We start from the raw sequence: 25,846 nt of genomic DNA on the forward strand, positions 1-25,846 counted from the left end.
TAAAGCAGGCAGTTTATCGGTGGCGTAGGATGAAGACCGTTTGCCCTATTTCAACCCGGTCCCCTAAGCCTATTTTTTGCTTAGCAATCCTCTGCCCATTAAGCCAAGTTCCATTGGTACTGCCTAAGTCATCAATCACCCAGTCTTCTCCTCCGCCGCTGAGCTTGAGATGCCTCCGCGATACCTCAGGGTCCTGCAAGACGATTTCACATTGACCATGCCGTCCGATATGGATGTTCTCTTCCTCCAAAGGGAAAGTTTTTCCAGAGTCCGGTCCCTGAATTATTTCGAGGACATAACGAATTTTCCTGCTCTGTTCATAGGAATTTCGGAGATCATAAGGAAGCTCCCCTTGAAAGATATTGGTCTGATCCCGCCAATCCGAAGACTCGCTGGATTCCTGAGACTCTTCTTCGTACTCGTCATCGTCTTCCCAAAAGACCTCGATGGAATCGTCAAAATCCACTTCAATGAACATTTCATGGGGTTTCACTGTATCATCGGAGTGGAGTTCGATCGAGGGCTTACTTAAAAAAGTAAAGCCACTTTTCTTTCCCTCTGCATACAGATATTTGGAAAGCTCAATCAAAAAAGCATCCCCAAAATTAGCAAAAGGACTCCAATCATTGGAGTGGAGAAAAACCCGATAGACATTGGGCACATAGACTTGGGAAATGCTCACCTGCTTGTTTTTCTGCATGATGCGAACCAGTTCTTTAGCCAATTCAACAGGTTGCAGTCGGGAATTATTATTCTTTTTAAACATACCCGTAAACAAACTTTCAGCTACTTCTTCAAAACGGGCCAGTAGGTTCATTTTGCTCACACTCCAATTGCCGTCTTAATTGGCCGCAGGCTGCATCGATATCCGTTCCTTTTTCTTCACGAACAGAAACGGGGATTCCCATACTCTCTAAAATCTGAGCAAACTTCTGAATCTCCTTGGGAGTAGGCCGGGCCATTCCAGTTCCTGCTACAGGATTGACCGGAATGAGATTCACATGGGCTAATTGTCCTTTTAAGAGATGTCCTGCTTCTTCAGCGGCTTCCGGGGTCGCCTGACCGGAAATTAAGGCCATCTCGAAAGTGATGCGACGGTTCGTCAAATGAGTATATTCTTCACAGGCTTCCATAAGTTCTGCTAAAGGATACCTGCGATTCATAGGAATGAGTTGATCCCGAGTCTTGTCATAGGCACTATGCAGAGAAACCGCCAACCCTACTTGAGGGTTATCTTTGGCCAGTTGCCGGATTTTTGGTGCTACCCCGCTGGTGGAGATGGTCATTCGTCTCATCCCAATCCCTTGACCCGACCGATCATTTAGCAGTTCGATGGCTTTGAGGACCGCATCATAATTTAATAAAGGCTCTCCCATGCCCATAAAGACAATATTCGTGACCTGAAAATCCGGATCCTCTTGACGCATGATGTAGGTGATGTCCAAAACCTGACCCAAGATCTCCCCAGGGCTTAAGTTTCTCCGCAATCCCCCTAGTCCGGTAGCACAGAAGGCACAGCCCACAGCGCAACCGATCTGGGTAGAAACGCAGACCGTGTGGCGATCTCTGTTCTTCCGACGATCATAGTCCATCAACACACACTCGATAGTTTCGCCATCAGTACAACGGAAGAGGAATTTTCGAGTACCATCTTGAGAGATCTGTTCCTTGACTTTCCTCAAAGGTTGTAGGAAGAGGCCTTCTTGCAGCTTTTGCCGATCCCCTGCTCCGATGTTCCTGATCTCTTCCCAGTCTTGAACAGCTTTCTGCTGGACCCATTGAAACACTTGGCGTCCCCGGAATTCCGGCAGTCCCAGCTCTACACAATGCCGGGTTAATTCCCTTTGATTCAAATCTCGGCAATCCATTCTCTTCATAGTATTCACCCAAATCTTTCCACCTAAACTTCACCTCGGCGAAATTTCGCTAAGAAAAAGCCATCCATACCCTGTTTATGGGGCAAAATCTGCAGAAACCCCTTGGCGGCTTGTTTAATATCTTGTTCAGATTTTAAGGAATAAGGAAAATCCTCGGCGAGATTAACGGGAGTAAACTCGGGGTATTTGGCACGAAAAGCCTTAACCACTTCGAAATTTTCCTCAGGCTCAATAGTACAGGTAGAATAGACTAGCTCTCCACCTAGAGCAACGCATTGAGCCGCCCTCTCCAATAGTGCTAATTGCAACTCAGGTAAGGCCTTAATTTCTTCCTCTTCCTTATTCCAGCGCATATCTGCCCGGCGACGAATTACCCCAAGCCCTGAACAAGGCGCATCCACCAACACTTTATGGTAGGAAGAATCCTCTACCCCTGCCAGTTCCCGGGCATCCCCTGCCTGGGGGTGAATGATAGTAATTCCCAGGCGTGCGGACAGATCCTCGATAAGTTTCACCTTATGGGGATGGATATCAAAAGCGAGAATTTCGCCCCTATTCTCCATCCTTTGGGCCAGGTGGGTGGTTTTCCCTCCCGGGGCACCGCAGGCATCCAAAACCTTTTGCCCGGCTTGGGGATTCAAAACATGGGCAATCAATTGAGAGCTTTCATCCTGAACGGTAAAGAGCCCTTCTTGAAAGCTGGGCAGTTTATCCAGGGATCCGAATTCTTCTATTACCAGGCTTTCCGGAACCCGTTCCCCAAGGGTCACCTTTACGCCTTCTCTCTCCAGCCTTTCTTGTAAGCCTTCTCGAGAAATCTTCAGGGTATTGGTACGGATCCAAACAGGTGCGGGCTCATTATTGGCTTGGCATAAGGCTTCAGTATCTGTCATCCCATATCGTTTCAACCAGCGCTTCACCATCCACTCGGGATGAGAATAGCGCAGGGAGAGATAACGTATGGGCTCCCTCTCCTTGCTAGGCCAGGAAATATCCCAACTGCTTTCGAAAACTCTCCGTAATACACTGTTCACTAAGGATGTGTACTTGCCCTGATGCTTTTTGGTCAATTCTACTCCTTCGTTGATGGCCACAGCTTCGGGAATCCTAGAAAGGTAGAGAATTTGAAAGGTACTGATTCTGAGAATCCAACGTACCTCATGGGGTAATTGAGATAAAGGTTTGCGAAGGTGACGCCTTAAAGCATAATCCAGGGTGAGGCGATTTTTTAAAGTCCCATTGACCAGGAGAGTGGTCAATTGACGTTCTCGAGGATCGTTTAAATCGTGAAGAGACTTTTGCATTACCAGATTGGCATAAGCTTTTTCTTCCTCTATACGCTGGAGAATCTGTACAGCCAAGGCTCTCGCGGTCATTTTATTCATTCTTTGTTCATCCTTTGTCCATCCTTCACGAGAAACCCTCTCCCACCTGTCCATGACGACCTAAGAAAAAATCCCGGGCCGGCATGGGCTTCTTCCCTGCAGGCTGCACCTCAGTAATCCGGATCAACCCTTCCCCGGTCTGAACGAGCAGGCCCTGAGAGTTACATTCTATAATTTCACCCAGTTTAAAATCATATCCTTTTTCTTCTGCAGAGACGGTTGACTTCCATACTTTGACCGTTTCTCCTCTAAAGGTAGTATAGGAACCGGGCCAAGGATTCAGTCCGCGAATTTGATTATGAATAGCTTGAGCACCGCGCGCCCAGTTGATCTTCTCGTGCTCCCGGGTGAGCAGGGAGGCATAACGTACGGGCCCCTTTTGAGGTGTTCTGGGCAATTCTCCCTTTTGGAGCTGCTCCAAAGTAGTGATTAAAAGCTGAGCGCCGGCTTGAGCCAGAGCGTCATGAAGTTCCCCGGTGGTGGTATCCTCTCCAATCGGATGCTCGGCCTTTAGGAGCATATCCCCCGTGTCCAGCCCTTCATCCATCTGCATAGTCGTAACGCCGGTCTTTTGATCTCCCTCAAGGACAGACCAATGAATGGGTGCGGCACCGCGCCAATCCGGCAAAAGGGAGGCATGGACATTGATGCAGCCGTAAAGGGGCAATTCTAAAATTTCTTTGGATAATATTTGTCCATAGGCCACCACGATGATGACCTCCGGGGCCAGTTCCTTCAAGGATTCCAGGCCCTCGGGGCTTTTTACTTTGTGAGGCTGATAAACAGCAAGCCCCAGGCTTTGGGCGGCTACTTTAACCGGGCTGGGCTTCAGGTTCTTTCCCCGGCCGGAAGGACGATCCGGCTGGGTAAAAACTCCCACCACGTCGTGACCGTGAGCCGCCAGGGCTTGGAGGGTTGGAACGGCGAAGTCCGGCGTTCCCATGAAAACGAGTCGCATAGTGATTGCTCCTAACTATGTATTGAAAGTTCGAAGGTTTTTTTAAGCTTATTATTGAAAGAGTCTCCAGGATTTTGCTTTACACCGTTCGCTGAATAAGCTGCGCGGACAAAACTAACGCTCAAGCTCTCCGCTCCGTCGCGTCCCCGCCCAAATCGCTCCTGCTCAATGGGCGGTTGGAAACGTCCTGTTTCCAACTCGACTCCGCTGCGTGCTTTTCGCGAAGTTTTGTTTCCGCTCGCTTAAATTCGCTCACTCTTGTAAGACAAAATCCTTGGGTGGTCTTTCAAGCATCTCTTTTGGCATCTTTTCAGGATGTTTTCAGGAAGTTTTTCGAAGGCTATTTTAATAAAGGCCTGAAAAAAGACTAAAATAGTAACCCCAATGACCCGCAAGTGTAGCTTTACGCACAAGAGCGAACGGTTTTAGCGGAGGGGCGGTCAGGTTAACGAGGCTTTCTTAACTTAGTCGAGCCACCGGTTCACATCAGGTATTACCCAGAGGTTTGGCTCGGCTGTTAAGAAAGTGAGTTGACCAGCCCAGGAGCTATTGAGTAAGCGATGTGCGTAAAGCTACACGACCCGAGCAAGCTTTTCATTCACTATCAGCAGCGTGAAAGGCTCCTCCAGTATCCTCCAAGGAGTATTTACCTGCGATAGGTTTTCTTCGCTTTATCAACGAAGAGTACCCCTTCCAAATGGTCGATTTCATGCTGCAGGCAGCGGGCCAAGAGCCCTTCCCCTTCAATGACCTGGAGTTCTCCCTTGCGATTGAGAGCTTCTACTTTGACTTTGGCTGCCCGGGCTACCTGACCGGTTACACCGGGGATGCTTAAGCATCCTTCATCATCAAGGTCTTCTCCCTCTTTTTCGATGATGACAGGATTGATTAATTCCATGGGGCCTTCTCCTACATCGATGACGACGACACGTTTTGAGACTCCCACTTGGGGGGCTGCCAGGCCCACCCCATTGGCATCATAGAGTGTCTCCAACATATTATCTAAAAGCTTTTCAATATTGGGTGTTATCTCTTTTACAGGAACAGCTTTCTCCCGCAACACTTCAGAACCGATTTCTACAACCTGATAAATCGCCATTTCACGATTTCCCCTTTCTTCTCGCTTATCATCATTATATTACATGTCCATAGTATTCGACAGTGTCTTACATACTTAATGGATCCACTTCGATATTCAGTTGAATTCCCGAACTGATGGAATCTCGTGCAAAACGTTGGACACCTTCATGCAAGAATTCACGTAATGTATCCATCGATTTTCCTTTGACCGAGACCTGCCAGCGAAAGTGATTTTTAAGGCGAGGCATCACAGCCGGAGCAGGGCCGAGAATATCTAGGGAAGTATTCCCATTTTCGTCGGATACCATTCCTAGTTTTAAACAGCTTGCTAAGCTATGAGCTCCTTTTACCACTCTTTCTTCCTTTTCATGAATAAGGGTCACCCGAATGACATGAGTAAAGGGAGGGTAATTTCTCGCCTTCCGATAGCCGATCTCTTCCCAAAAGAATCCCTTAAAATTATGCTGCGAGGCTTGAATAATCGCCCTATCTTCGGGGGCGTAGGTCTGAATTACAACCTGCCCGGGCTTTTGACTGCGGCCGGCCCGACCGGCCACTTGGGTTAGGAGCTGGAAGGTTCTCTCCCTGGCCCGAAAATCCGGCATATTCAGCATTTGATCAGCTGCCACAACTCCCACTAAAGTGACATTAGGAAAATCAAGCCCCTTGGCCATCATTTGCGTACCCACAAGAATATCCGCCTCCTGCCGGCGGAATTTTCCCAGGATGTCCTCATAGGCATCTTTGGATCGGGTGGTATCAAAATCCAAACGGAGGATTCGTGCTGCAGGGTAAAGCCCTTTAATCTCATCTTCCACCCGCTGAGTCCCTTGCCCAAAAAAACGAATATAGCGACTGCCGCATTCGGGGCAAGTACGGGGAGGAATCTCTTCATGATTGCAATAATGACAACGCATAATATTGCCTTGACTGTGGTAAGTCAGAGCTATATCACAGTCATGACAGCGAATCACATAACCACATTCCCGACACACCACAAAGGTAGAGTAACCGCGGCGGTTTAAGAACAACATGCACTGTTCTCCCCGCTCCAAAGTCCTTTTTAATTTGTCCTGAAGGGCGAAGGAAAACATACTGCGATTCCCTTTAATCAATTCCTCCCGCATATCCACTACTTCTACAGGAGGAAGGGGACGTTGGTTGACCCGATTTTCCATCACAAGCAAAGGAACTTTACCGGTCTGAGCTGCGGCATAGGCTTCCAGGGAAGGGGTAGCGCTTCCCAAGAGTACCACTCCCTGAAGTTGTTCCATCCGTTTACGGGCCACATTGCGCGCATGGTATTTGGGATTTTCCTCTTGGCGGTAAGCGCCCTCATGCTCTTCATCCAATATGATCAGGCGCAAATTAGGCAAAGGAGCAAAAACCGCTGAACGGGCCCCAATAACAACCCTGATTTTACCCTGGAGAATATCCTGCCAGGCCTTGGCCTTTTCCCCGACTTGTAATCCTGAGTGGAGTACAATTAACTGCTCTCCGAATTGCTCTTGGAAATAGCGGGCGATCTGAGAAGTTAAAGAAATCTCAGGAACCAGTAAAATGGCTGAACCACCTTTTGCCAATACTTCCCCAATCAGCCTCTGATAGACCTCTGTCTTTCCGCTGCCGGTTACCCCATGCAAAAGAAGGGTTTCATATCGCTGTTTTTCTAGTGCCCGGGTAACTTTTTCACACACTTTCGCTTGTTCCGGAGTGAGTTCCCAGCGGCAATCCGACGCTTTGTGAGCATCAAATTTGACATAGGCCTCATGAGGAGTACCGTTCATTGATTCTATATCCTCTACCCCATTAAAAACCCTCTCTTTGGAAGTAAGAGCAGTCTGAACGCTTCGGGGAACACCCGATGTAAAGCGGGACTCCAGTTTGATCCAGCCTTGCTTGGCCAGTTGTTCTACTTGAGTCTTGGATAATCCGGAACGCTTAAGATAAGTACTTAAGGGCAAGGCCTTATTCCGCGACCGAAAGAGAACCGCTAAAGCTTGATAGGTCTCAGAATCCAGAATTTTTAAAGTCTTAACATCTTCATCCTCTTGCGAGGCAAGGGGAAGGACATACTCTTCCACCTTACCCTTAAGAAGGGGCCAAACGGTATGAAGGCTTTGGGCGATGGAGCAGATCGTCGTCTCCGCCAGCCACAGAGCCAAATCCATAAGGTCTTCAGGCACTACATTCGTCGTGTCAACAATCCCCAAAATAGGTTTTAGGGTTGGGTTGACCATATCCTGGGGTAACTGCTCCGTTAGTCGGACCACTACTCCTTGGACTTGACGATATTGCAAAGGCACAAGGACCCTCATCCCTCTTTTGAGAGATATCCCCTCAGGAATCTGATAGTGAAACACTTGATCGAGGCGACGATTGGCCACATCCACAAGTACTTCTGCATAATGCACTTTCATCGCCTCCTTAATTCTTTCTTAAGTCTTAATTTTATCATAAAAGCTGATAAATACCTAAAACCTTACTCAATGAACACAATCCAAAAAGGGATGCCGGCTTTTCCAACATCCCTCAAAATCCCAAACTATAGCTTCGTTCACACCACGGTAACAGCTGTTCCTGAGACGCTCACCATAAGCATGCTTCCACTTTGACCTACCACTTCATAGTCGATATCCACACCGACCACAGCGTTGGCTCCCATACGCGCAGCATTTTGTTCCATTTCCTTTAGGGCTATTTCACGAGCATCATGAAGTTTTTCTTCATAGGCTCCTGAACGGCCGCCAATAATATCAGTGATGCTTGCAAACACATCCCGCACTATGTTAGCACCCATAATAGCTTCGCCCGTGACAATTCCATGATAGCTTTGAATCTTGCGACCATCAATATTAGGGGTTGTTGTGACAATCATAAAACCATACCTCCTAGTTTATATCAGCTCAATTAGAAATTAATTCTCTGAAAAGAAAAAGAGTCCTGCTTTTTTATGGACTAATATTCTCTTCGTTTCGCTATTTTACGTCTGTAAATTTACAGAATAGACGAAATAATAACTTAATCTTCTTTCTAAGAACATCATCCCAAAAAACTCTTGCCAAACTAATTTTACTTATGCTATGCTCTAAACAAGGTAAATATTCCGTGACCTTTAAATTAGTCCCGTGAGGCTAAGAAGGAAATGGCGTACCATGAACTATGTGCATGGACACCTCTTTCTTGCTTGCGGGCAAGGAAGAGGTTTTTTGTTTTCAACTAAAAGGAGGATGATCCATGATTAGAGAAGTTCAGATTCATGAAAGACTCTCTCTTGCCCAAACGATACCCCTCGGATTACAACATGTTTTTGCTATGTTCGGAGCCACAGTACTGGTCCCCTTCCTCACCGGATTAAGTCCGGCGATCGCACTTCTCTCCTCAGGGATTGGAACCATCGTCTTTCTTCTTTTGACCAAAAGTCAAGTCCCTGCTTATCTCGGCTCATCCTTTGCTTACATTGCCTCCTTAACTTATTTCGTTAAGGATCAAAACAATTTAGCCGCTGCTATGGGCGGCGCCCTTACCATCGGAATTATTTATGTCCTTTTGTTTGCACTTATGAGTTACTTTGGAAGTTCCTGGGTTCATAAAATCGTTCCCCCGGTGGTCGCCGGTCCTGTCGTCGCTATTATCGGCTTAAGCTTAACCCCGGTAGCTGCTGATATGTCCGCCAATAACTGGTATATTGCTATCTTTACTCTAGCAGTTACCGCTTTTCTGAGTATCTACGCCAAAGGTTTCTTAAAGATTATTCCGATTCTCACCGGAATCGTCGTCGGCTATATTGTCGCTGCCTTTGCCGGTTTAGTAGACTTCACCGGAGTGACGGCTTCTCTTAATGACATCATTGCCTCCCCGGTTAACTTCGACACCTGGCAGGCTCCTGCCTTAGATAAAGCCGCACTTCTTATGTTTGCTCCCCTGGCTTTTGTCACCATTATTGAAGATTTAGGTCATATGATTGTCCTGGGAAATATCACCCATTCGGATCCCATCGAGAAGCCAGGATTCAACCGAGTCTTACTGGGTAATGGTCTTGCCACCGGAATCGCCAGCTTCTTAGGCGGCCCTCCGGTGACCACTTACGGTGAAAACATCGGTGTACTGGCGGTCACCCGTGTCTATAGCACTTTCAATATCTGGGTAGCAGCCTTTATCGCTATTATCCTGAGTTTTGTCAATCCTCTTCAGGCTTTGATTATGTCCATCCCCACAGCGGTTATGGGTGGCGTATCCCTTTATCTCTTTGGTATGATCGGAGTCACCGGTCTTCGCACCCTGATTGAAGCTCGAGTGGATTTCTCTAAGAACAAGAACTTAATTATCGCTTCTGTCATCTTTGCCGTGGGAATCGGAGTCTCCAGCCATGGTGTAGCTTATGCCACTTTAGCAGGGATTATCCTCAATCTGGTTCTCCGTGAAGAGAAGGATGAAGCGCCCGAAAATAAAAAAGAAATCGCTTAAGGAATTTACGATTAAGCACTAAGACGAAAGCGCGTTGGTTTGAGCCGGCGTGCTTTTTCTCATCTTTCAGAATTTCATGCTGCTGACGGCACCAGCAGATGATAAGAAACTCAGGGGATTTCCTTAGCTCCTAATCAATGATATGATGGGGCTATAACTTGCTGTAAGCAACAATCCCCTATATAAGCTCCTTTTCACTAAGAATAACGAGCTTAGACTTTACCCTGTAATAATCATAGTAGAAATAGGAGGTTATCATGCTTTACGATCCCTTGTATCATCCTTATCCTTCAAAGCGATCCTTAAGTTATGCGAACCGGGGAATGGTAGCGACTTCCCAAGCACTGGCCGCTCAGGCCGGTCTGGACATCCTTAAAAAGGGCGGAAATGCCATTGATGCGGCCATTGCTACTGCTGCTTGTTTAACAGTGGTTGAGCCCACATCCAACGGCATCGGCGGCGATGCTTTTGCTCTCGTCTGGACCAAAGGCCAGCTTCATGGACTGAATGCCAGCGGGACAGCCGCTGCTTCCCTCTCCGGTCACGATCTCATTAAAGCCGGGCATAAGGAAATGCCCCAATACGGTTGGATTCCCGTGACGGTTCCGGGAGCACCTGCGGCTTGGGCTGCCTTATCGGAACGCTTTGGCCGGCTGCCTCTGAGTGAAGTTCTCAAACCGGCCATAGATTATGCGGAGAAGGGCTATCCTGTCTCTCCTGTGCTTGGTCAGAATTGGCAAATAGTTTACGAGAAATATTCCAAAGATCTCAAGGGGGAAGAGTATGAATCCTGGTTTAAGACCTTTGCTCCCCAAGGACGTGCCCCCTTCATCGGCGAGGTGTGGCGTTCCCCTGACCATGCTCGTACTCTAGCCCAGATTGCTGAAAGTAAGGCCCAAGCCTTTTATAAGGGAGACCTAGCGGATCAGATGGTTGCCTTCTCCCAAAAATACGGCGGCTATCTCCGCAAAAGGGATCTGGAAGAGTATCAACCCCTCTGGGTGTATCCCATTAATGTAAATTACAGAGGCTATGATGTCTGGGAAATTCCCCCTAATGGTCATGGCTTAGTAGCCCTCATGGCTCTTAACATTCTTAAAGGATTTGAATTTTCCGCTAAGGACACCCTGGACACTTATCATAAGCAGATCGAAGCCATTAAACTGGCTTATATGGATGGACGAAAATATATAGCAGATCCTCGGAGCATGGAAGTTAAAATCAGCGATCTTCTTTCAGAAGGATATGCCATGGAACGCCGCAAGCTTATCGGCAAGACTGCCCTTCTCCCAGAGCCGGGCACCCCACCTAAAGGGGGAACAGTTTATTTAGCTACAGCCGATGATGAAGGCAACATGGTTTCCATGATTCAGAGCAATTATATGGATTTCGGATCAGGACTCGTAGTTCCCGGAACAGGCATTAGCTTGCATAATAGAGGAAATAATTTTTCTCTTGATCCACACCATGTTAATTTCTTAGAACCAGGTAAACGCCCCTATCATACGATTATCCCCGGATTCCTCACCAAAGATGGAAAAGCAGTGGGACCCTTTGGCGTCATGGGAGGATTCATGCAACCCCAAGGACATGTACAAGTTCTTATGAATACCATCGACTTTAATTTGAATCCCCAAGCCGCTTTAGATGCCCCACGTTTCCTTTGGGTCAAAGACCGCCATGTTCAGGTCGAGCGTTCCCTCCCCTTTCATATCGGAGATGGCCTCAGCCGTATGGGCCATGAGATCGAGTGGAGCGCGAATACCGGGCTCTTTGGACGAGGACAGATCATTTGGCGTCATGAAAACAATGTATTATTCGGCGCCACTGAACCGCGAACTGATGGCATTGTTGCCGCTTGGTAAGTCTAAGATAGAAAGCACGGGTACACCGTGCTTTTTTGCGTCTTTGCGTGATGTCACTCTTATTTATAGAAAAATACCTATGGCAACATATCCAGGTTAGTGATTCTTATCGACCGGCCTTCCATGCCTGCAGCCAATCCATAACCCGTCCTTTTGCCTGTGGATTGGCGGCCTTCACCGCCTGGAGCCATGCCAGATCCTCCGGCGTATCCAAATCCCGCCGGACCGGCCCCAATCCTACACGTAAGCCGTGCGCAGCGCAGCAGGCCATAGCGTCGGTCAGAACGCTGCCGGTGCCGTACCGCTGCCCCTGGAAGACGGGGCGGAAGGGCGTGTGCATCCCCACCAGCCAGTACCCTCCATCGGTTGAGGGACAAAATACAATATCGTTTTCCCCCAGCATTCGGCCCGCTTTTTCCACGTCCTCAGCGTCGAGGAGGGGCAGATCGGAGCCCAGAAGCAGGCAATTTTTATAACCGAGGGCCAGTACAGTGTCCAGGGCATTGTACATCCGTTCTCCCAAATCCGCCCCGTCCTGAGGATACAGGTGCGCCTTCTCCGGCAGTCCATCCAGTAGCCCAACCGGCCCCTCATCCGAGTAAAAGATGAAAAGTTCCCGGTCCAGGGTGGAAAGGGTATGGGCCGTGTCCAGGGTCATGGCCTTCTGCAGGGCGGCACATTCCGCTCCGCTTAAAAAGGGCATCAGCCTGGTCTTCACCCTGCCCGGCACGGTAATCCTTGTAAACAAAATCAGCGCACCTTTACTCATTGCTTTTCCTCACATCGCGATACGCCTGGCTGATGGTCCCGATGTCCACGCCCCGGCGGTACATAGCCCGCAACCGCTGCATGTCCCAAGTCACCCGGAAAACCCCTCCCTCATGGAAACGCCGGGATGAGGTTATTATCCGGCTCTTTACCTGCACCGGAAATACCTTCATTCCCTTCAGCCGCAGGGAGAGCTCATAATCTTCCATAATAGGTAGCTCCGGAAAGCCCTCTACTTGCTCAAAAAGGGCGCGGGTCATAAAGATCCCCTGATCTCCGAAGGCGATGTGCCCCCAGCGCACCCGCAGGTTGGACATGTACCCCCCGAACCGGTAGGCAAAACCGGTGTCGTCAAACCGAAGGGTGAGACAGCCCCACCTCGCTCCCCTGTCCACAGCAGCCCGAATGTGGAAGAGAGCGTCGGAAGGGATGGTGCTGTCACAGTGGAGAAAGAAAAACACATCCCCCTGGGCCTCGGCTGCAGCCCGATTACACTGGGCCCCCCGCCCTTTGGCCCCGGTTATCATTCGGCGGCCCGCCAGCAGCTCCAAAGTACCGTCGGTGCTCCCCCCGTCGGAAAACAACACCTCATACTCCCCCTCCAGTCTATCCAAGGAGGATAAAAGGTTGGGCAGGGCATGTACCTCGTTATAAACCGGGATGATAACGGAGATCATACCCTCTCCGTAGCTCCACCGCAGCTGGAGCCCTGTCCCGCCGTACAGGCGTAGCAGTGTTTTCCAAAGCGAATTTTGTGCTTCGCGATGGGCTTGCCCGTCCAGTCGAAGATCGTGGCGCCGCCTGCCGCAGGAACATCCGCCGCCTGGTTAAAGTCGCAATTGTAGAGCCTGCCGTCCCACCCCACTGACACCTGGAAGCGGCACATCATGCCCTCCAGGGTTACGGCGTTAAAGGCTCCGTGGAGCTTGTGCATGTAGTCCTCCAGGTTGCCGGAGCGCTCCAGGAAGGCCCCGAAGCGACCGATGGGGTTATTGGTAATGGTGAACAGATGGTTGAAGACCACCCCGTACTCCCGCAGCAGGTGTTCCTTGTATTCCGCCTCCATAGCGGTCTGGGACGGGGGTAGAAAGGCCCCGCCCGGGTTATGGACCAGGTCAAGGACCAACCCCGGGTCTTTGCCGAAGCCCACCGCATTCAGCCGTTTTATGGCCTCGATGGATCGTCGGAAGACCTGATCTCCCCGCATACGGTCGGTGCTCTTGGCGGTGTAATGGGGTAGGGAGCAGACCACGTTCACGCGGTGATCCCTGTAGAATCCCGGCAGGTCGGTATACCCTTCTTCCAATAGGATGGCCAGGTTAGTGCGCACGATAACATGAGAGCACCGCTTGGCGCACTCACCCACAAACCAGCGGAAGTGGGGATTGAGTTCGGGGGCCCCGCCGGTGATGTCCACCGTCTCGAAGGAATTCTCATCCAAGAGGCGCAGGCAGGCTTCCATCACCTCCCGGCTCATCACCTCGGTCCGGTTGGGTCCGGCCTCCACGTGGCAATGCTTGCAGGCCAGGTTACACCTCTTTCCTACGTTGATTTGCAGCACCGAAAGCTGCTCGGCGGTATCCATCAGAGCTTTGTCCTCAAATTTGGTCTCAAAAGCCGGGATGCAGTCCAGCCTTTCCAGTCTCGCATCACCCATGGCTTACAGTTCCAATTTCTTCACGATATTTTTCATCTGTACTCCATGGACCAGGCTGGCTCCGCCCCGAATAGCGCAGGCCACATGGATAGCCTCGGTCATCTGTTCCTCTGTGACCCCCTTGGACAGGCAGTCCTGAGTATAGGAGTCGATGCAGTAGGGGCACTGGACAGCTGTGGCCACGGCCAAGGCGATGAGAGACTTCTCCCTGGCTGTCAGGTTCCCCTCGGCAAAGACCGCACTATAATAGCCCATGAATTTCTCCCATAGCTCGGGGACACACTCCCCCATAGTGCCGAATTTCTCCAGATCCTTTGCCTCATAATAGGTTGCCATAGTGCATTTCTCCTTTATTTCCTGAATTTTCTTCGCGCCCGGTTTAAAAGGGCGCGGGCGGCATCCGGCTCCTCCTCTACTCCCAGCAAGGGGGAGAGGAGATGGCGCACTTGGCCGCAGCCGTGGCGCTGGAACTGTCCGGAGCAAGAAGCACAGTAGGTATAAATAGTCTCCCCCGCCGCTTGCTCCTTCGCTAAGGCACACAGCTTGTCTCCCGCCGCCGGGCCATGGATGGCGATATCCCCCCGCAGGCCGCAGCAGGGAACTCTCTCCATGGTACGCAGGCCCTCCAGAGGCAACAGTTCACTGATCTCCTCCAGAATACGCCCCTCCTTCCGATCGGGACAGGGGCGAAAGACGACCCCAGACGGGGGCAGACCTTGGCAGGCGTAACCCCAGCGGGAAAGCAGAGCGTAGACACTAATCACCGGCAAATCCAGAGTTTCACCGAGATATTCCATGCAGTTGGGACACAGGCAGACTACCTCACCTACGCCCAGCCGCTCCAGCCGCTTAGTCATGCCTTGCGTGATCCGCACCGCGTCCCGCTTCAGCTCCGCCACCGGCTTGCCGCAGCAATCGTAGGCCACGCCCACCCCATGCTCCCGGCACAACACCGCCAGTGCATCCATAGTCCTGGGGAACTGGGAAGGGAAGCTGCACCCTGAAAAGAGCAGGGTGGTACAGGACTCTTGAGGGTAATTGCGGAAGGGATAATGGCTCTTTTCCAACAGAGTCATGAGCAGTCCCGTATTCACTCCTTCAGCCCCTTCTTTTTTAATATGAAAGATGTGGCCAGCACAACGGCCAGCAATGCCCCAGCGAGTATTAGATAGGGGCCCCGCCTCTCCGGACTGGCCATCCCCGCCGCCCCTACGGTATAGGCCGCAGTGCCCGGCAGCATGAAAAGCGCCGAGTATAGGGCGTAGGGCAGAAATCTAATGTCGGTGATGCCATAGGCAAAATTTTGCAGATTGTAGGGAAAGACCGGTACCAGCCGGGTGATCGCCAGCAAAAATACATCGCTCCTCCCCGCCCCCGTAAAGAGCAGGTGGTTGAAATATCTGTTCTTTGCCAGCTTAGGCTTCAGGGCATCCTTAAGGAAGTAGCGCCCTACCAGAAAAGACAGGCAGGCGCCCAAGGTCACGGCCAACCAGCAGGCCAAGGTGCCCCACACAGGACCAAAGAGCAACCCTGCCGCAATAGCAAAGGTCACCCCTGGCAGAGCCAGCAGCACACAACCGGCCACGGTGAGGGCCCCGTAGATCAAAAGGGCCAAGGCTAAGTTATCCTCCAGAGCGCGCCGCATAACGGGCAGATCCTCCTGGTTAGCCAGATACTCCGACCAGCCGAAGATAGAGTTGCCGATTAACACCAACGCTACCAAACCCAGGAAGGCCCAAGGTTTCCTACTTCCCATCCGCGGCTTTCTTCTTCCGGTCATGATAGATTTTCCTGAACAGGTAGACTAAGACCGTGAGGGCGAAGAGGATCATAAGGGCGGTGACGAAGAGTTTGGCCCCTCCGGTGAGCATGCCCCCCACATAGGAGTACACAATAGTGGCTGGAAGCTGCCCGATGCCCGTAGCCAGGAAAAAGCCCCAAAAGTTCATGCCTGTCAGCCCCGCAGCATAGCTCACCAAATCGAAAGAGACGAAGGGGAGCAGGCGGCAGATAAGAATAGTATGCTTTCCGTACTGCTCGAAAAATACATCCACGCTGCTCAGCGCCGTCCTGGAGGCCAGCTTTTCCACCGCATCCCGTCCCAGAAGTCGGGCAAGCCAAAAGCAGATTGCCGCTCCGGCCATAGCGCTGGACCAGGAGAGTATGGCCCCCTGCCACCAGCCGAAGATGATGGCGTTGGCAAAGGTAATCAGGAAGGCAGGAATAGGGGCAGCAACGGACTGGAGGATCATCAGGCAGAAGGAAATGGCGGCAGCCCAGAGACCGAAGGAGCGGATGTACTCTACTACCCGGTTGACATCCATTGAGGAAAGCAAGGCGAAGACTGAGCCAAGCCCGGTCCTAAGGGAAGGCACAATAAGGCAGACAATTACCGCCAGGACAATGGCTGCCAAAACAATCCACTTCGTATATTTTTTCGGCCGTCTTTGTTTGTTCATTGACATCACCTCATTTCTATGGTGGGCAAGAACCTCCGCCGGGCACAATGTGCTAAAGGCTGCCAGGGGGAGCAATAGCCCCCTGGCAGCCCTTCTTTAGCCGCATCGAATTCTCTCTCCGGACATCTGCAAAAATCACATCTTCACTGCCCATTCTGTCTTTATCTACTGAAGATCGACGATGTACCAGCCGGTGAATAGTGTGGTCACCACAGAGGCGACCTACTTGGGAACGACAGAATCGTTGACGGTGGACGTATACTCAGGGAATTTCCACCCCTCACCACCGCCCTCCAGAATAAATAGACGCTCGGCCGCAATGCCCTCGTCCTGTAACACGGAAATAGCCCGTTTAGCCCCCTTATTGCCGGTCTTGCAGACTATCACGATGGGGTCATCACCCTGGAGATTGGGCACCGCGTCTTTCAACACCTTTTCAAGCTCCTGAGTATCCACGGGATAGCTGGGCACATGGTAGGCGCCGGGAATATGGCCTTTCGTATACATGTCATCCGGGCGGCTGTCCAGAATGATGACGCTCTCCTTTGTATCCAGCATGGCCTTAGTCTCGTCGGCAGTCTTGTACTGCCAATTGATCGCTGCGTCTGCACGGTCAGAAGCAACGGAACCGCCGCCTGCAGCAGAACCACCAACGGGAGCTGAAGCCTGGCTACAGCCTGCCAGCAGGGAGATTGCCATGATCAGGCACATTGTTAGGGATAGCAATTTTCTCATAGTTGGGTAGTTTCCTCCTCTTTCATTCTCTTTAATTTTCACAATTATCACACATTCGATTATAATCGCACACATTTCGATGCGTCAAATTGAAAATTGCTATCAGATACTAATGCACTATAGGTTTTTTATATAGATCCAAGACCGCCATGTTCAAGTGGAGCGTTCCCTCCCCCATCATCTTTAGCTAAAAACAAAAGAAACGGGAATAGAAATACCCGGAACAGCGGATGATACCTTTGAAAAACTAAAATTTATTGAAAAACTCGGGGTATTTTGAAAGGAGTTTGAAACATGGCGGAAAGAAACATTCTGGCTTATTTCAATACGGTAGAACAGGCTGAAGTTATTGCCAACCACATTAAACGCATGGGTATTAAAGATGTTCAAATCGATAGAATCCATAAATTCCCTGAGGGTGCTGCAGATCATCTGATGAATCCGGTCACAGGCCAAATCGGAAGCTTATCCGATTTGACTCTGGGGGATATAAGCGGCGATGTAGGTCCTCTGACCGCAGCAGATACTTCAGCCAGCGGTATGAGTGACGGGGGCGGTACAGCCGTTTCCGGCCGAGATATCTTACTGGCGGCTATTGTAGATGAATCGCAGTTTGAACAGCTGCGTCAAGAAATTGGCGAACAAGGCGGCCTCATCTAGTTAAACCTGGCCAGAATGAAGAACCCTGACCACTTATTAAGCGACCAGGGTTCTCTTTACGAGTAAAAAGAAACAGCTCTCAGCGAACCGGTTCTCATAAACACGACTGCAATCAGCAATTATTGGAACCTAGTTCCCTCATAGTACAATTTCCCTTAAGATGGCAAAAATCGCAATGGATTTTACCCTTGAAGTCCGGTAAATTGCTTCCTACTCCCATAACCATAGCTATGGATTTTTTGGGAAGCATGAGGTTGGAGTCTGTAAGGCTGATACCAATCCGCTCCCCTTTCAGGTAATCGATAATGGACCTTACATCTTCGAGTCCTTTCCAGTAGGAATGTCCCGGCCCTAAGGAAAACGTCGTGTCAAGCTGTTTTTCCTTATAGAGCCTCTCGATTTCGGAGATCGAATGATAGGCCGCTTTGGCCATGATCGCCGATCCGGCTGCATCCAGGATAAAGGCTTCCAAGGTTTTACCTCGATGGGTATAGTCCTTTACTCTTTCATCAATAGTCTCACCGATGGTCATAGCAAACAAAACCACACCATCTGCCGAGCCTAGCACTTTAGGTAATAGACTCCCCTTAAAAGTAAGTCCGTCCTCTAGATAGAGTTCCTGCTTCCCCGAACCGATCACTTTGACTTCCTGCCAGATGATTCTTACCCTTGCAAATCCCTTAGCTTCCTCCAATAGTTTCCTATTTAAATCGACCATTTCCTGTTTGGGTGAGCGTTTGCTCAGGTCTGCTCCCTGGGCAGCAAATAGTTCTTCTATAGTTACCTCCGGCATCAGAGCCTCAAAGGGTCCTGTTTCTGCCATATCATCCTCCGCCCCTCAATCCAACTTAAAGTAGGTATTCTCCGCAAAAATAGTATTAAATCCTGGATAACTGCCCAGTTCAACAAAGGAAACCGCCCCGGCAAGATCTTCAGCCCGGGAAAATTCCTGTGCAGAAAGCAAGGCGATTTTCGCTCCATTCCCTGCCGCGTTGCCGATCGTCTTGATCCTGTTCTCCAGCTCGCGGGGAATCAAGCCTATGACACACGCACTATGGGGATTTAGATAATTTCCGAAAGCCCCGGCCAGCAGAACTTCTTGAATATCATTACACTCAATGCCCATGGCCTCCTGCAAAATCCTCACACCAGCTGCAATGGCCCCTTTAGCCAGCTGAAGCTCGCGAATATCGTTTTGAGTAATCATAATCGGTCTGCCATGTCGGGTTTGCCCTGCTTCAACCAGTTGAAAAGCTAAGGCTCCTTCATATTTAACGAGTCTATCCATTAATTTAAGGGCTCTGGGATCTGTGAGCTTTTCAGGCTCTAAGAACTTACCCCGTTTATTGATCATGCCCAATTCTACAAATCCTGCTACTCCGTCGAGGAGAGCAGAACCACAGATTCCTATAGGGCGCCCGTTGCCGATGACGGTATATTCCAAACCGTCCCCAAATGAGATATGATCAATAGCTCCATCGGCGCCCCTCATTCCGTTTGTTATCTGGGCCCCTTCAAAAGCCGGACCGGCCGCTGCTGAACAAGCAACCATCCGGTTCTTTGAACCTAAGACAATCTCTCCATTCGTACCAATATCTAGCACGAGGGTAACGTGATCACTTTTTTCCAGCTCTGTAGCTAATAAAACAGCGGTAGTGTCTGCACCCACAAATCCTGCAATATTGGGTAGGACGAAAACCCGACCGGCGCCATTGATTTCCAGTCCCAAGTCCGCAGGATCCACTACCAGTCCCTGGTTAATGGCCGAAACATAGGGTGACATCCCAATGGTTCGAGGATTTATACCCAGGAAAAGGTGATGTATTGTTGTATTGGCTGCAACAGAAACTCCATAAATTTGATTTCTGCCGGCCCCTACCTTGTCAGCAGCTTCTCCGATAAGCCTGTTCATAGCCTCTGTTACCGCCTTATGCAGGGCATCCAGACCCTTCTCTTCTTTCCCTGCAAAGGTTATTCGGGATATGACATCCCCACCATATTGAGCCTGAGGATTAAGGGTAGATACGACTTCAAGCTCTTTGCCTGAATTTAAATCCATCAAATATCCTACAATCGTCGTCGTCCCGATATCGAAAGCCATCCCCAACATGGTCAACCCTGTATCGCCCGGTTCTATCCCCAATAGTTGAGAACCATAAACTACGCTCGTCACCCGGTTATCCGACTCCCTGATCCTCTCCGGCAACTGACGGAGCAGGGGGAGAGGAGCCTGCAAATCTTGCACACTGCAGCCATGCCCTGCCAGGCTTTCCTTTAATCGCTGCCAATCCGACTTATGCTCACTGAGAGAGGGTTGGGCGATTTCCGAAAACACTTTCGATAGATGGGGATGAATATGAAACTGTTTGTCCGCAGAATGACTCAAAATATTGTGTTGCAACTGTTTGGGACTTTGAATTTCTACCATCATATCCCTATTTATTTTTGTAATACAAGCCAGCCGAATGCCTTCGTCTAACTCCTGGCTTGTCAGGCGGTCTTTATCGATGGCAGTGAAATCCTCCAGGCCCTCTATAACCTTTACCCGGCACTTTCCGCATTTTCCCCTTCCTCCGCAAGGGAAATCCTCTCCCAGCCCCGACTGGTTCATGGCTTCCATGATGGTGGTGCCGGCTGTCACCGGTACGCTGATTGCTCCAGGTTGGAATATGATCCTAAGGTTTTTCAAGAACAATGCCTCCTCCCTATGCACCCACAGATAAAAACTTATACATTCAGATAGTGTAAAGATAAAACTGCATCGTAGATTGATGCAGCTTATCAGGTTTACCAAGTCTACTCACTTCTGCCCATTAATTTAATATAATCTCCGCGAAAATAGGTCACGCAAAAGCCAATAGGCTTATTCTCTTCATTATGGATTCGTTGTTCAATAACCAACAGCGCCAAATCATTATGAATATTCAAGTAGTTCTTAATTTCTTCATCAGGCGTCCGGGCATAAATGGTCAGTTCTTTTTTTAGAGAAAAAGAGGACACATTACCCGAAACCATTTCCGGAAAAGTAGCTTGTTCAATCTCCTCTTCCACAATAGGCATCCCTTTAGAGTAGGGCAGATATTTAATATCATAGGCGACGGGTTTACCCTCGGTAAAAAACAATCTGCGAATCACAATCACATTTTTATTGCGGGTTATCTGCAGTTCCCCTGCCAGCTTTTCATCGGGCATGATAATATTGACTTCCAGCAGACGGGATCGGTCTACCGTGTTGATGGAGTTTTTCATCTCGTCATAGTAAATGGTGTATTTATTCAACTCTGGCTTTTGCACAAAGCTGCCCTTGCCGGGAATGGAATAAATATATCCATCCTTCGCCAAAATCGCCAGCCCTTTTCTGACTGTCATCCTGCTGGCCCCGTATTCTTTGCCGAGAGCGTTTTCTGAAGCGACAGCATCCCCCGGTTTCAAATATCCGCTATTTATTTTCTGTTTGATTTCTTCCACAATATGAAGATAGACGGGATTAATCATCTTCCGGTTCTCCCACCTGATTGGAATCTTTCATCCATTCCAAACATATTTCAATCCCTTTTGATGCATCGGTGGCAAAAGCGTCAGCACCTATATAACTGCAGCCATCGGCGTTGAGGTAATTTGCTCCGGCAATAATCTTGACTTTATCTTTAAGCCCTGCACTGGCTAAAATGTCAACGACCTGTTTCATCTGACCAAGGGTACTGGTTAAGACTCCGCTCAGTCCAATAATATCAGGCTTAAACTCCTGAGCTTTTTTTACGAAAGTTTCGCCAGATACATCCACACCAAGATCCAAGACTTCAAAACCATGAGTCTCTAACAAAGCCCTGAAAATTTCTTTCCCAATATCATGGATATCGTCTTTGACAGTACCAATCAGAACTTTGCCGCTTTTCTTTTTGTGATGGCTGCTGAAGTATGATGTCATTGGCTTCAGTCCCAAAACTTCCCGAAAAATAATGCCTGCCATGATCAAGTCAGCGATATAATAATCCTTATCTTCGTAACGCTTTCCTACCCGGCCCATACCTTCAATGATTAAGTTGACCAAGTCCAAAGGATTCATCCCTTGTTCTAATGCATGGTTGGCAAGCTCAAAGACTTTCTTTTCTTCGAGTTGTTCCACATAATCGATCAAGAGTTCTTCAGTATTGCCAAAATCTTTCATTACACCCTCCCTGACAGGTATATCACAGAAGTATTCTCAGTAATTATCTTATTTCTCACTCAATTGTTTGTCAATTCATAGGCAACTTCGTCTTCCATAAATACCTTCAGATCAAAAGGGCTGTCGAGGGAGATCTTGGTCACAGCAAGCAAAATCCTGTTGACTTACTGTCTCACCTTTGGGAATGACGCAAAAATCCTGATCAATATTCCCCGAAAGCAGTCTTCTTAAAAACCATATATCCCCTTGGGCAAAAGTCAGTTCTAAATTAAGCCTTTCGGCCAACACTTTGACTTCATCCAAACATTCTTCAATAGTATAGGATTTCGTATCGATAAGCATTAAATACTTATAGTGCCTGAACATCTGCTCAAAGATCTTTTTGGCCCGTTCCGGCCCATAGCGTTTGACGGCGTGCTCTATTTCTTGTGCCATGCTGTGGGTCCCTTCCAACCAACCCTTTGTCATAAAATAGGTGGCTTTGGGTCTCAAATAAGATTGGCCGCATTGACTCATCAGCATTGAAATACAATCTTCAGTCCGTGGAATGATCAACTCCCCGGTGGTAGCCTTCAATCCTACGGTACCATTGCCGCAGCAGCCATAGGCTAAGAGAATGGTGGTGGTATTGTCTTTAAGCTTGTCGATTTCCTCCTGGAGCTTAGTTCTTAAACCATTAGGGTCTGTATGATATTCGGAATCCATCCAGATGATGGGATATTGGCAGCCGACCTCTTCTATGGCTTTCATTATTTCGTACTGAAGCATTTTACAGGCAATCAGCACCGTGCCTCCTTCGATATCCTTAACCATACACCCTCCCCATTTATTCTTTGATTGGGCCAATTTTATTCTTTCTGAAAGCATTGGCGAAGTTTCTGCAGAGGCGGTCCTGACCCAGCAGGGCTTCAGTTGCCATAAGAGTAGCCATCATATCCCGGTTGGTGGGATCGAGAATGGCAGAATCCATTCCTGCATAAAGAGCGATGGTTAAAAAGCCTTGATTGACCACTTTCCGCAGGGGCATGCCGAAGGAAATATTGCTTAATCCGGAAGTTACTTTAATCGTAGGATACAACTCTTTAACTAATTTTAGAGTCTCGGTAAAGTTCAATAAAGATTTATTGTCAGCGGACAAGGCCAATACCAGTGGATCAAGGTGGATCCGGTCAGGAGTAATGCCATGCTTTTGGGCCTTTTCCACAATCTTTTTCGTAATGTCCACCCGTGTCTCAATATCGGAAGGAATTCCTTTGTTATCACAGGTCAGGGCTACAACCTGCCACTCTGTACCTTCAATTAAAGGGAAAATAACCTCGCATTTATCCCCTTCCTCTGAGACGGAGTTAATCAATCCGGGACGCCGGGCGTACTTGAAGACTTCTTTAATCACTGCGGCATTGGGGCTATCTATACACAAGGGAGTATCGACCGTATCCTGAACGATATTCATCAGCCAGATCAAGGTTTCGACTTCGTATTCCGGCGCTGTGCTGGCACATACATCCAGAAAATGTGCCCCTGCTTCTGTTTGTTTGATGGCCAGGTTACGAATGAATTCTTCATCCCGCTCGGCAATCGCATTTTTTACACTGGGAATGGTACCGTTAATTTTTTCTCCGATAATTATCATAGCTAAGTCTCCTTTTGTTACAAAAGGGGCTGTTTCGCGACAGCCCCTTTGTCTTTTATAGTAATACTTTAAGCGCAGAGGAACATAATAAAGCCGAACATCATATCCTCGTAACTCTGCATTTTAGGTGCCATCACCTGAGCTTCTTGCTCATCGATTTCCGGATGACCGGCCAGATATTCTTCCCATGTTTTATAGTAATTGGTGTCCATAAAGTGCCTCCTCCTTAATAATTGGCATTATTGGCTACATAATCCAAAACAGCTCTGGTATTATCAATATTTACGCTGTCAGCGGTGATGATTACTTTGTCAAAGGCAAAGTAATATCCGCCGCCTGGGGCTAAGATGTCGATAAGTTCTTTCGCTTTATCGATGCATTCCTGCTTTGTCCCTGTTTTTAGAAGGGTAAGGGGATAGAAACCACCGATAATATGCTTTTTGCCTAACTTTTCCTTAACAAGCTTCGGATCGCCATACTCAAAGGTCATAACGGTTCCTTCGGGAAGCTCGGCCAAATAGTCAATGTAGCGCATCCAATCCTGCTCAACAAACAAATAGGATCTCATACCTTTTTCGGCCAGACCTTCCACCAATTTCTTGAAGCTAGGCCAGTAGAATCTGTCAAAATCTTTCCCTCTAAGATAGGGAGCCATGTGTAAGGGAATGAAGGTAGCGTTGTACTTATTTGGGACAGCATGAGTTCCCATTTTGATCATCAAAGGAGTGGCAGCATTGACAGCAGCCTCAACCTTATCGGGAATCCGCCTTACATCCAATGAAATATTTTTAAAACCTCTTAACTGGTCGGTCAGAATATCAAAAGGAGCTTCGCAAAAACCGGCAAAAAAGGATACCGTACCGTAATTAAATTTACCGATCAAATTCCCATAAATCCTAAACAGATTGTTATTTTCGTCGGTATAGGCTTTAAAGGCCTTCGCCATGACAAGGGAGCGGGTGACAGGATCCGTATCCAGCTCAGAATACAAATTGGGCAATACTTTTTCCAGGATACAATTATAGGGGGAAGCAATAAAATCATCATAATCTTCTACTTTAAGCCCTTCTACATCCGGATGCTGCAGAAAACCATTGGAACCCATGACAAAGTTTCTTGAGCCTAATATTTTGTAAAATGAGGGCATTCTGAAAGCTGAAACAGGCAAGAGGTCGGAATAGAAGTCTTCACACACTTTCTCAAAGCTAGCTTCTAAATTGGTCGTATCCCATTGGACCTCTTTTAAATCCATACCGGCATATTGAATAGCAAACTCATGAGCAAAGGATCCCATGATCGGAACCCGCTTAGGAATTTTTCCATCGATCAGATCGGTAAATAATTGTGTTCTTTCAGCCATTCTATCAGACATGTTATTCCACCCACCTCTGACATATTTTTACTCCCTCGGCGGCATTGGTAGTAAACATATCGGCTCCGATTTGTTTGCATGCCTCCTCAGTGACAGGGTTGCCGCCGATGATAACCTTCACCTGGTCCCGTATTCCTGCTGCTTCCAAGGCTTCGACTGTTGCTTTCATAGAGTCAATGGCCAGGGTAAGCACCCCGCTCATGCCCAATACTTCTGCTTTCAACTCTTTTACCTTTTCCACAAAAACGGCAGGTTCTACATCGATGCCAAGATCATAGACATCAAAGCCTGCTGCCTCGACCATGCTTGCAAAAATGTTTTTGCCAATATCGTGCATATCTCCCTGAACTGTACCCACGACGATGCTGCCAACCTTCTGGGTATTGTCTCCGCCAATCACAGGTTTCAAAATGTCAAATGCCTGGCTTAAAAGCTCACCGGCGAAAATAAGGTCACCAACGTAGTATTCCTTCTTTTCATAAAAATCTCCTACGATGCTCATCCCTTTTTGACAGGCCGCAACGACTTGGTTTGCATCAGCCATACTGGGCTTGGATTCAACAAACTCCTCTAATAAGCTTACCACTTGTCCTTCATCCAGATCCCCAATGGCTTGTGTCAATGCATTTAAATCCAGCATCCTTTTCACTCCCTTAATATTTTTAATCATCCGCAAGCTACATATACCTGTATATACAGCTTGGGGCAAAATAAAAAGATGTTTTCTGCCTTTATATTAACACGTCAAAAATATTTGTCAAT

At 48.6% G+C, this 25,846-nt stretch carries 28 protein-coding genes; 3 read left to right on the plus strand and 25 right to left on the minus strand.

The window, feature by feature from the left end; translation table 11 throughout:
• Positions 1-13: 13 nt before the first annotated feature.
• The 8 genes from DESDE_RS16040 to DESDE_RS16070 form a co-directional block, all read right to left on the minus strand.
• Positions 14-817, minus strand: a complete 804-nt coding sequence (locus DESDE_RS16040; protein WP_014795073.1) for an FhaA domain-containing protein — start codon at positions 815-817, stop codon at positions 14-16.
• Positions 795-1,886: a dual-specificity RNA methyltransferase RlmN gene (gene rlmN, locus DESDE_RS16045; protein WP_014795074.1), complete on the minus strand. Its 1,092-nt coding sequence runs from the start codon at positions 1,884-1,886 to the stop codon at positions 795-797. The genes DESDE_RS16040 and rlmN overlap by 23 nt, the downstream gene beginning before the upstream one ends.
• Before the next feature lie 14 nt (positions 1,887-1,900).
• Positions 1,901-3,262, minus strand: a complete 1,362-nt coding sequence (gene rsmB, locus DESDE_RS16050) for a 16S rRNA (cytosine(967)-C(5))-methyltransferase RsmB (RefSeq protein ID WP_014795075.1) — start codon at positions 3,260-3,262, stop codon at positions 1,901-1,903.
• 25 nt (positions 3,263-3,287) lie between these two features.
• Positions 3,288-4,220 (minus strand): methionyl-tRNA formyltransferase, encoded by a 933-nt coding sequence (gene fmt, locus DESDE_RS16055; RefSeq protein ID WP_014795076.1) that lies wholly within the window; start codon positions 4,218-4,220, stop codon positions 3,288-3,290.
• An 11-nt stretch (positions 4,221-4,231) separates the two neighbouring features.
• Positions 4,232-4,417, minus strand: coding sequence for a hypothetical protein (locus DESDE_RS22905; RefSeq protein ID WP_083838567.1), 186 nt, complete (start codon positions 4,415-4,417; stop codon positions 4,232-4,234).
• A gap of 449 nt (positions 4,418-4,866) precedes the next feature.
• Positions 4,867-5,319, minus strand: a complete 453-nt coding sequence (def, locus tag DESDE_RS16060) for a peptide deformylase (RefSeq protein WP_014795077.1) — start codon at positions 5,317-5,319, stop codon at positions 4,867-4,869.
• Positions 5,320-5,386: 67 nt separating this feature from the next.
• On the minus strand, positions 5,387-7,714 hold the full coding sequence (gene priA / locus DESDE_RS16065) for a primosomal protein N' (RefSeq protein ID WP_014795078.1): 2,328 nt from the start codon (positions 7,712-7,714) through the stop codon (positions 5,387-5,389).
• Positions 7,715-7,857: 143 nt separating this feature from the next.
• The gene (locus DESDE_RS16070; protein WP_014795079.1) at positions 7,858-8,178 is read right to left on the minus strand and encodes a heavy metal-binding domain-containing protein; all 321 of its coding nucleotides are present in this window, start codon (positions 8,176-8,178) and stop codon (positions 7,858-7,860) included.
• Between the two features lie 359 nt (positions 8,179-8,537).
• Here DESDE_RS16070 and DESDE_RS16075 point away from each other — a divergent pair, with 359 nt between their 5' ends.
• Together DESDE_RS16075 and DESDE_RS16080 are read left to right on the plus strand one after the other, a co-directional pair.
• Positions 8,538-9,767, plus strand: a complete 1,230-nt coding sequence (locus DESDE_RS16075; RefSeq protein WP_014795080.1) for a solute carrier family 23 protein — start codon at positions 8,538-8,540, stop codon at positions 9,765-9,767.
• 257 nt (positions 9,768-10,024) lie between these two features.
• Entirely contained in the window at positions 10,025-11,632 is a 1,608-nt protein-coding gene (locus DESDE_RS16080; protein ID WP_014795081.1) for a gamma-glutamyltransferase family protein, read from the plus strand.
• A 106-nt stretch (positions 11,633-11,738) separates the two neighbouring features.
• Here DESDE_RS16080 and DESDE_RS16085 read toward each other — a convergent pair whose 3' ends face one another.
• The 8 genes from DESDE_RS16085 to DESDE_RS16120 form a co-directional block, all read right to left on the minus strand.
• Complete coding sequence (locus DESDE_RS16085; RefSeq protein WP_242831266.1) at positions 11,739-12,380, minus strand: TIGR04282 family arsenosugar biosynthesis glycosyltransferase; 642 nt, start codon at positions 12,378-12,380, stop codon at positions 11,739-11,741.
• Between the two features lie 13 nt (positions 12,381-12,393).
• A complete protein-coding gene (locus DESDE_RS16090) occupies positions 12,394-13,077 on the minus strand; it encodes a TIGR04283 family arsenosugar biosynthesis glycosyltransferase (protein ID WP_014795083.1) in 684 nt (227 codons plus the stop codon).
• Positions 13,074-14,057, minus strand: a complete 984-nt coding sequence (gene arsS / locus DESDE_RS16095; RefSeq protein ID WP_014795084.1) for an arsenosugar biosynthesis radical SAM (seleno)protein ArsS — start codon at positions 14,055-14,057, stop codon at positions 13,074-13,076. The genes DESDE_RS16090 and arsS overlap by 4 nt, the downstream gene beginning before the upstream one ends.
• Positions 14,058-14,060: 3 nt before the next feature.
• Positions 14,061-14,393, minus strand: a complete 333-nt coding sequence (locus DESDE_RS16100; protein ID WP_014795085.1) for an arsenosugar biosynthesis-associated peroxidase-like protein — start codon at positions 14,391-14,393, stop codon at positions 14,061-14,063.
• 14 nt (positions 14,394-14,407) lie between these two features.
• Positions 14,408-15,151 carry a heterodisulfide reductase-related iron-sulfur binding cluster gene (locus DESDE_RS16105; protein ID WP_014795086.1) on the minus strand — a complete coding sequence of 248 codons (744 nt, stop codon included), beginning with the start codon at positions 15,149-15,151 and terminating at the stop codon, positions 14,408-14,410.
• Positions 15,148-15,813, minus strand: coding sequence for a TVP38/TMEM64 family protein (locus tag DESDE_RS16110; protein ID WP_174270177.1), 666 nt, complete (start codon positions 15,811-15,813; stop codon positions 15,148-15,150). The genes DESDE_RS16105 and DESDE_RS16110 overlap by 4 nt, the downstream gene beginning before the upstream one ends.
• The gene (locus DESDE_RS16115; protein WP_041917422.1) at positions 15,803-16,522 is read right to left on the minus strand and encodes a TVP38/TMEM64 family protein; all 720 of its coding nucleotides are present in this window, start codon (positions 16,520-16,522) and stop codon (positions 15,803-15,805) included. The genes DESDE_RS16110 and DESDE_RS16115 overlap by 11 nt, the downstream gene beginning before the upstream one ends.
• Positions 16,523-16,738: 216 nt before the next feature.
• Positions 16,739-17,302 carry a rhodanese-like domain-containing protein gene (locus DESDE_RS16120; RefSeq protein WP_242831267.1) on the minus strand — a complete coding sequence of 188 codons (564 nt, stop codon included), beginning with the start codon at positions 17,300-17,302 and terminating at the stop codon, positions 16,739-16,741.
• A gap of 243 nt (positions 17,303-17,545) precedes the next feature.
• Between DESDE_RS16120 and DESDE_RS16125 the strand changes: the two genes are divergently transcribed.
• Positions 17,546-17,911 (plus strand): hypothetical protein, encoded by a 366-nt coding sequence (locus DESDE_RS16125; protein ID WP_014795090.1) that lies wholly within the window; start codon positions 17,546-17,548, stop codon positions 17,909-17,911.
• 112 nt (positions 17,912-18,023) lie between these two features.
• On the opposite strand, the gene DESDE_RS16130 is transcribed toward DESDE_RS16125, so the two are convergent.
• The 9 genes from DESDE_RS16130 to DESDE_RS16165 all read right to left on the minus strand — a co-directional run bounded on the left by DESDE_RS16130 (position 18,024) and on the right by DESDE_RS16165 (position 25,724).
• The gene (locus DESDE_RS16130; RefSeq protein ID WP_014795091.1) at positions 18,024-18,734 is read right to left on the minus strand and encodes a vitamin B12 dependent-methionine synthase activation domain-containing protein; all 711 of its coding nucleotides are present in this window, start codon (positions 18,732-18,734) and stop codon (positions 18,024-18,026) included.
• Between the two features lie 15 nt (positions 18,735-18,749).
• Positions 18,750-20,600, minus strand: coding sequence for an ASKHA domain-containing protein (locus DESDE_RS16135; RefSeq protein ID WP_014795092.1), 1,851 nt, complete (start codon positions 20,598-20,600; stop codon positions 18,750-18,752).
• Positions 20,601-20,707: 107 nt separating this feature from the next.
• Entirely contained in the window at positions 20,708-21,406 is a 699-nt protein-coding gene (locus DESDE_RS16140) for a GntR family transcriptional regulator (protein ID WP_014795093.1), read from the minus strand.
• Positions 21,399-22,079, minus strand: a complete 681-nt coding sequence (locus DESDE_RS16145) for a cobalamin B12-binding domain-containing protein (RefSeq protein WP_014795094.1) — start codon at positions 22,077-22,079, stop codon at positions 21,399-21,401. Before DESDE_RS16145 ends, DESDE_RS16140 begins: the two co-directional genes overlap by 8 nt.
• A gap of 111 nt (positions 22,080-22,190) precedes the next feature.
• Entirely contained in the window at positions 22,191-22,892 is a 702-nt protein-coding gene (locus DESDE_RS16150) for a DUF1638 domain-containing protein (RefSeq protein WP_014795095.1), read from the minus strand.
• Positions 22,893-22,905: 13 nt separating this feature from the next.
• Complete coding sequence (locus DESDE_RS16155; protein ID WP_014795096.1) at positions 22,906-23,712, minus strand: methyltetrahydrofolate cobalamin methyltransferase; 807 nt, start codon at positions 23,710-23,712, stop codon at positions 22,906-22,908.
• A gap of 68 nt (positions 23,713-23,780) precedes the next feature.
• Positions 23,781-23,924, minus strand: a complete 144-nt coding sequence (locus DESDE_RS22125) for a hypothetical protein (RefSeq protein WP_014795097.1) — start codon at positions 23,922-23,924, stop codon at positions 23,781-23,783.
• 14 nt (positions 23,925-23,938) lie between these two features.
• Positions 23,939-25,084 (minus strand): uroporphyrinogen decarboxylase family protein, encoded by a 1,146-nt coding sequence (locus DESDE_RS16160; protein ID WP_014795098.1) that lies wholly within the window; start codon positions 25,082-25,084, stop codon positions 23,939-23,941.
• Position 25,085: 1 nt separating this feature from the next.
• Positions 25,086-25,724, minus strand: a complete 639-nt coding sequence (locus DESDE_RS16165) for a cobalamin B12-binding domain-containing protein (protein ID WP_014795099.1) — start codon at positions 25,722-25,724, stop codon at positions 25,086-25,088.
• Positions 25,725-25,846: the final 122 nt, after the last annotated feature.

The organism is Desulfitobacterium dehalogenans ATCC 51507, assembly GCF_000243155.2.
Taxonomy (GTDB): domain Bacteria; phylum Bacillota; class Desulfitobacteriia; order Desulfitobacteriales; family Desulfitobacteriaceae; genus Desulfitobacterium; species Desulfitobacterium dehalogenans.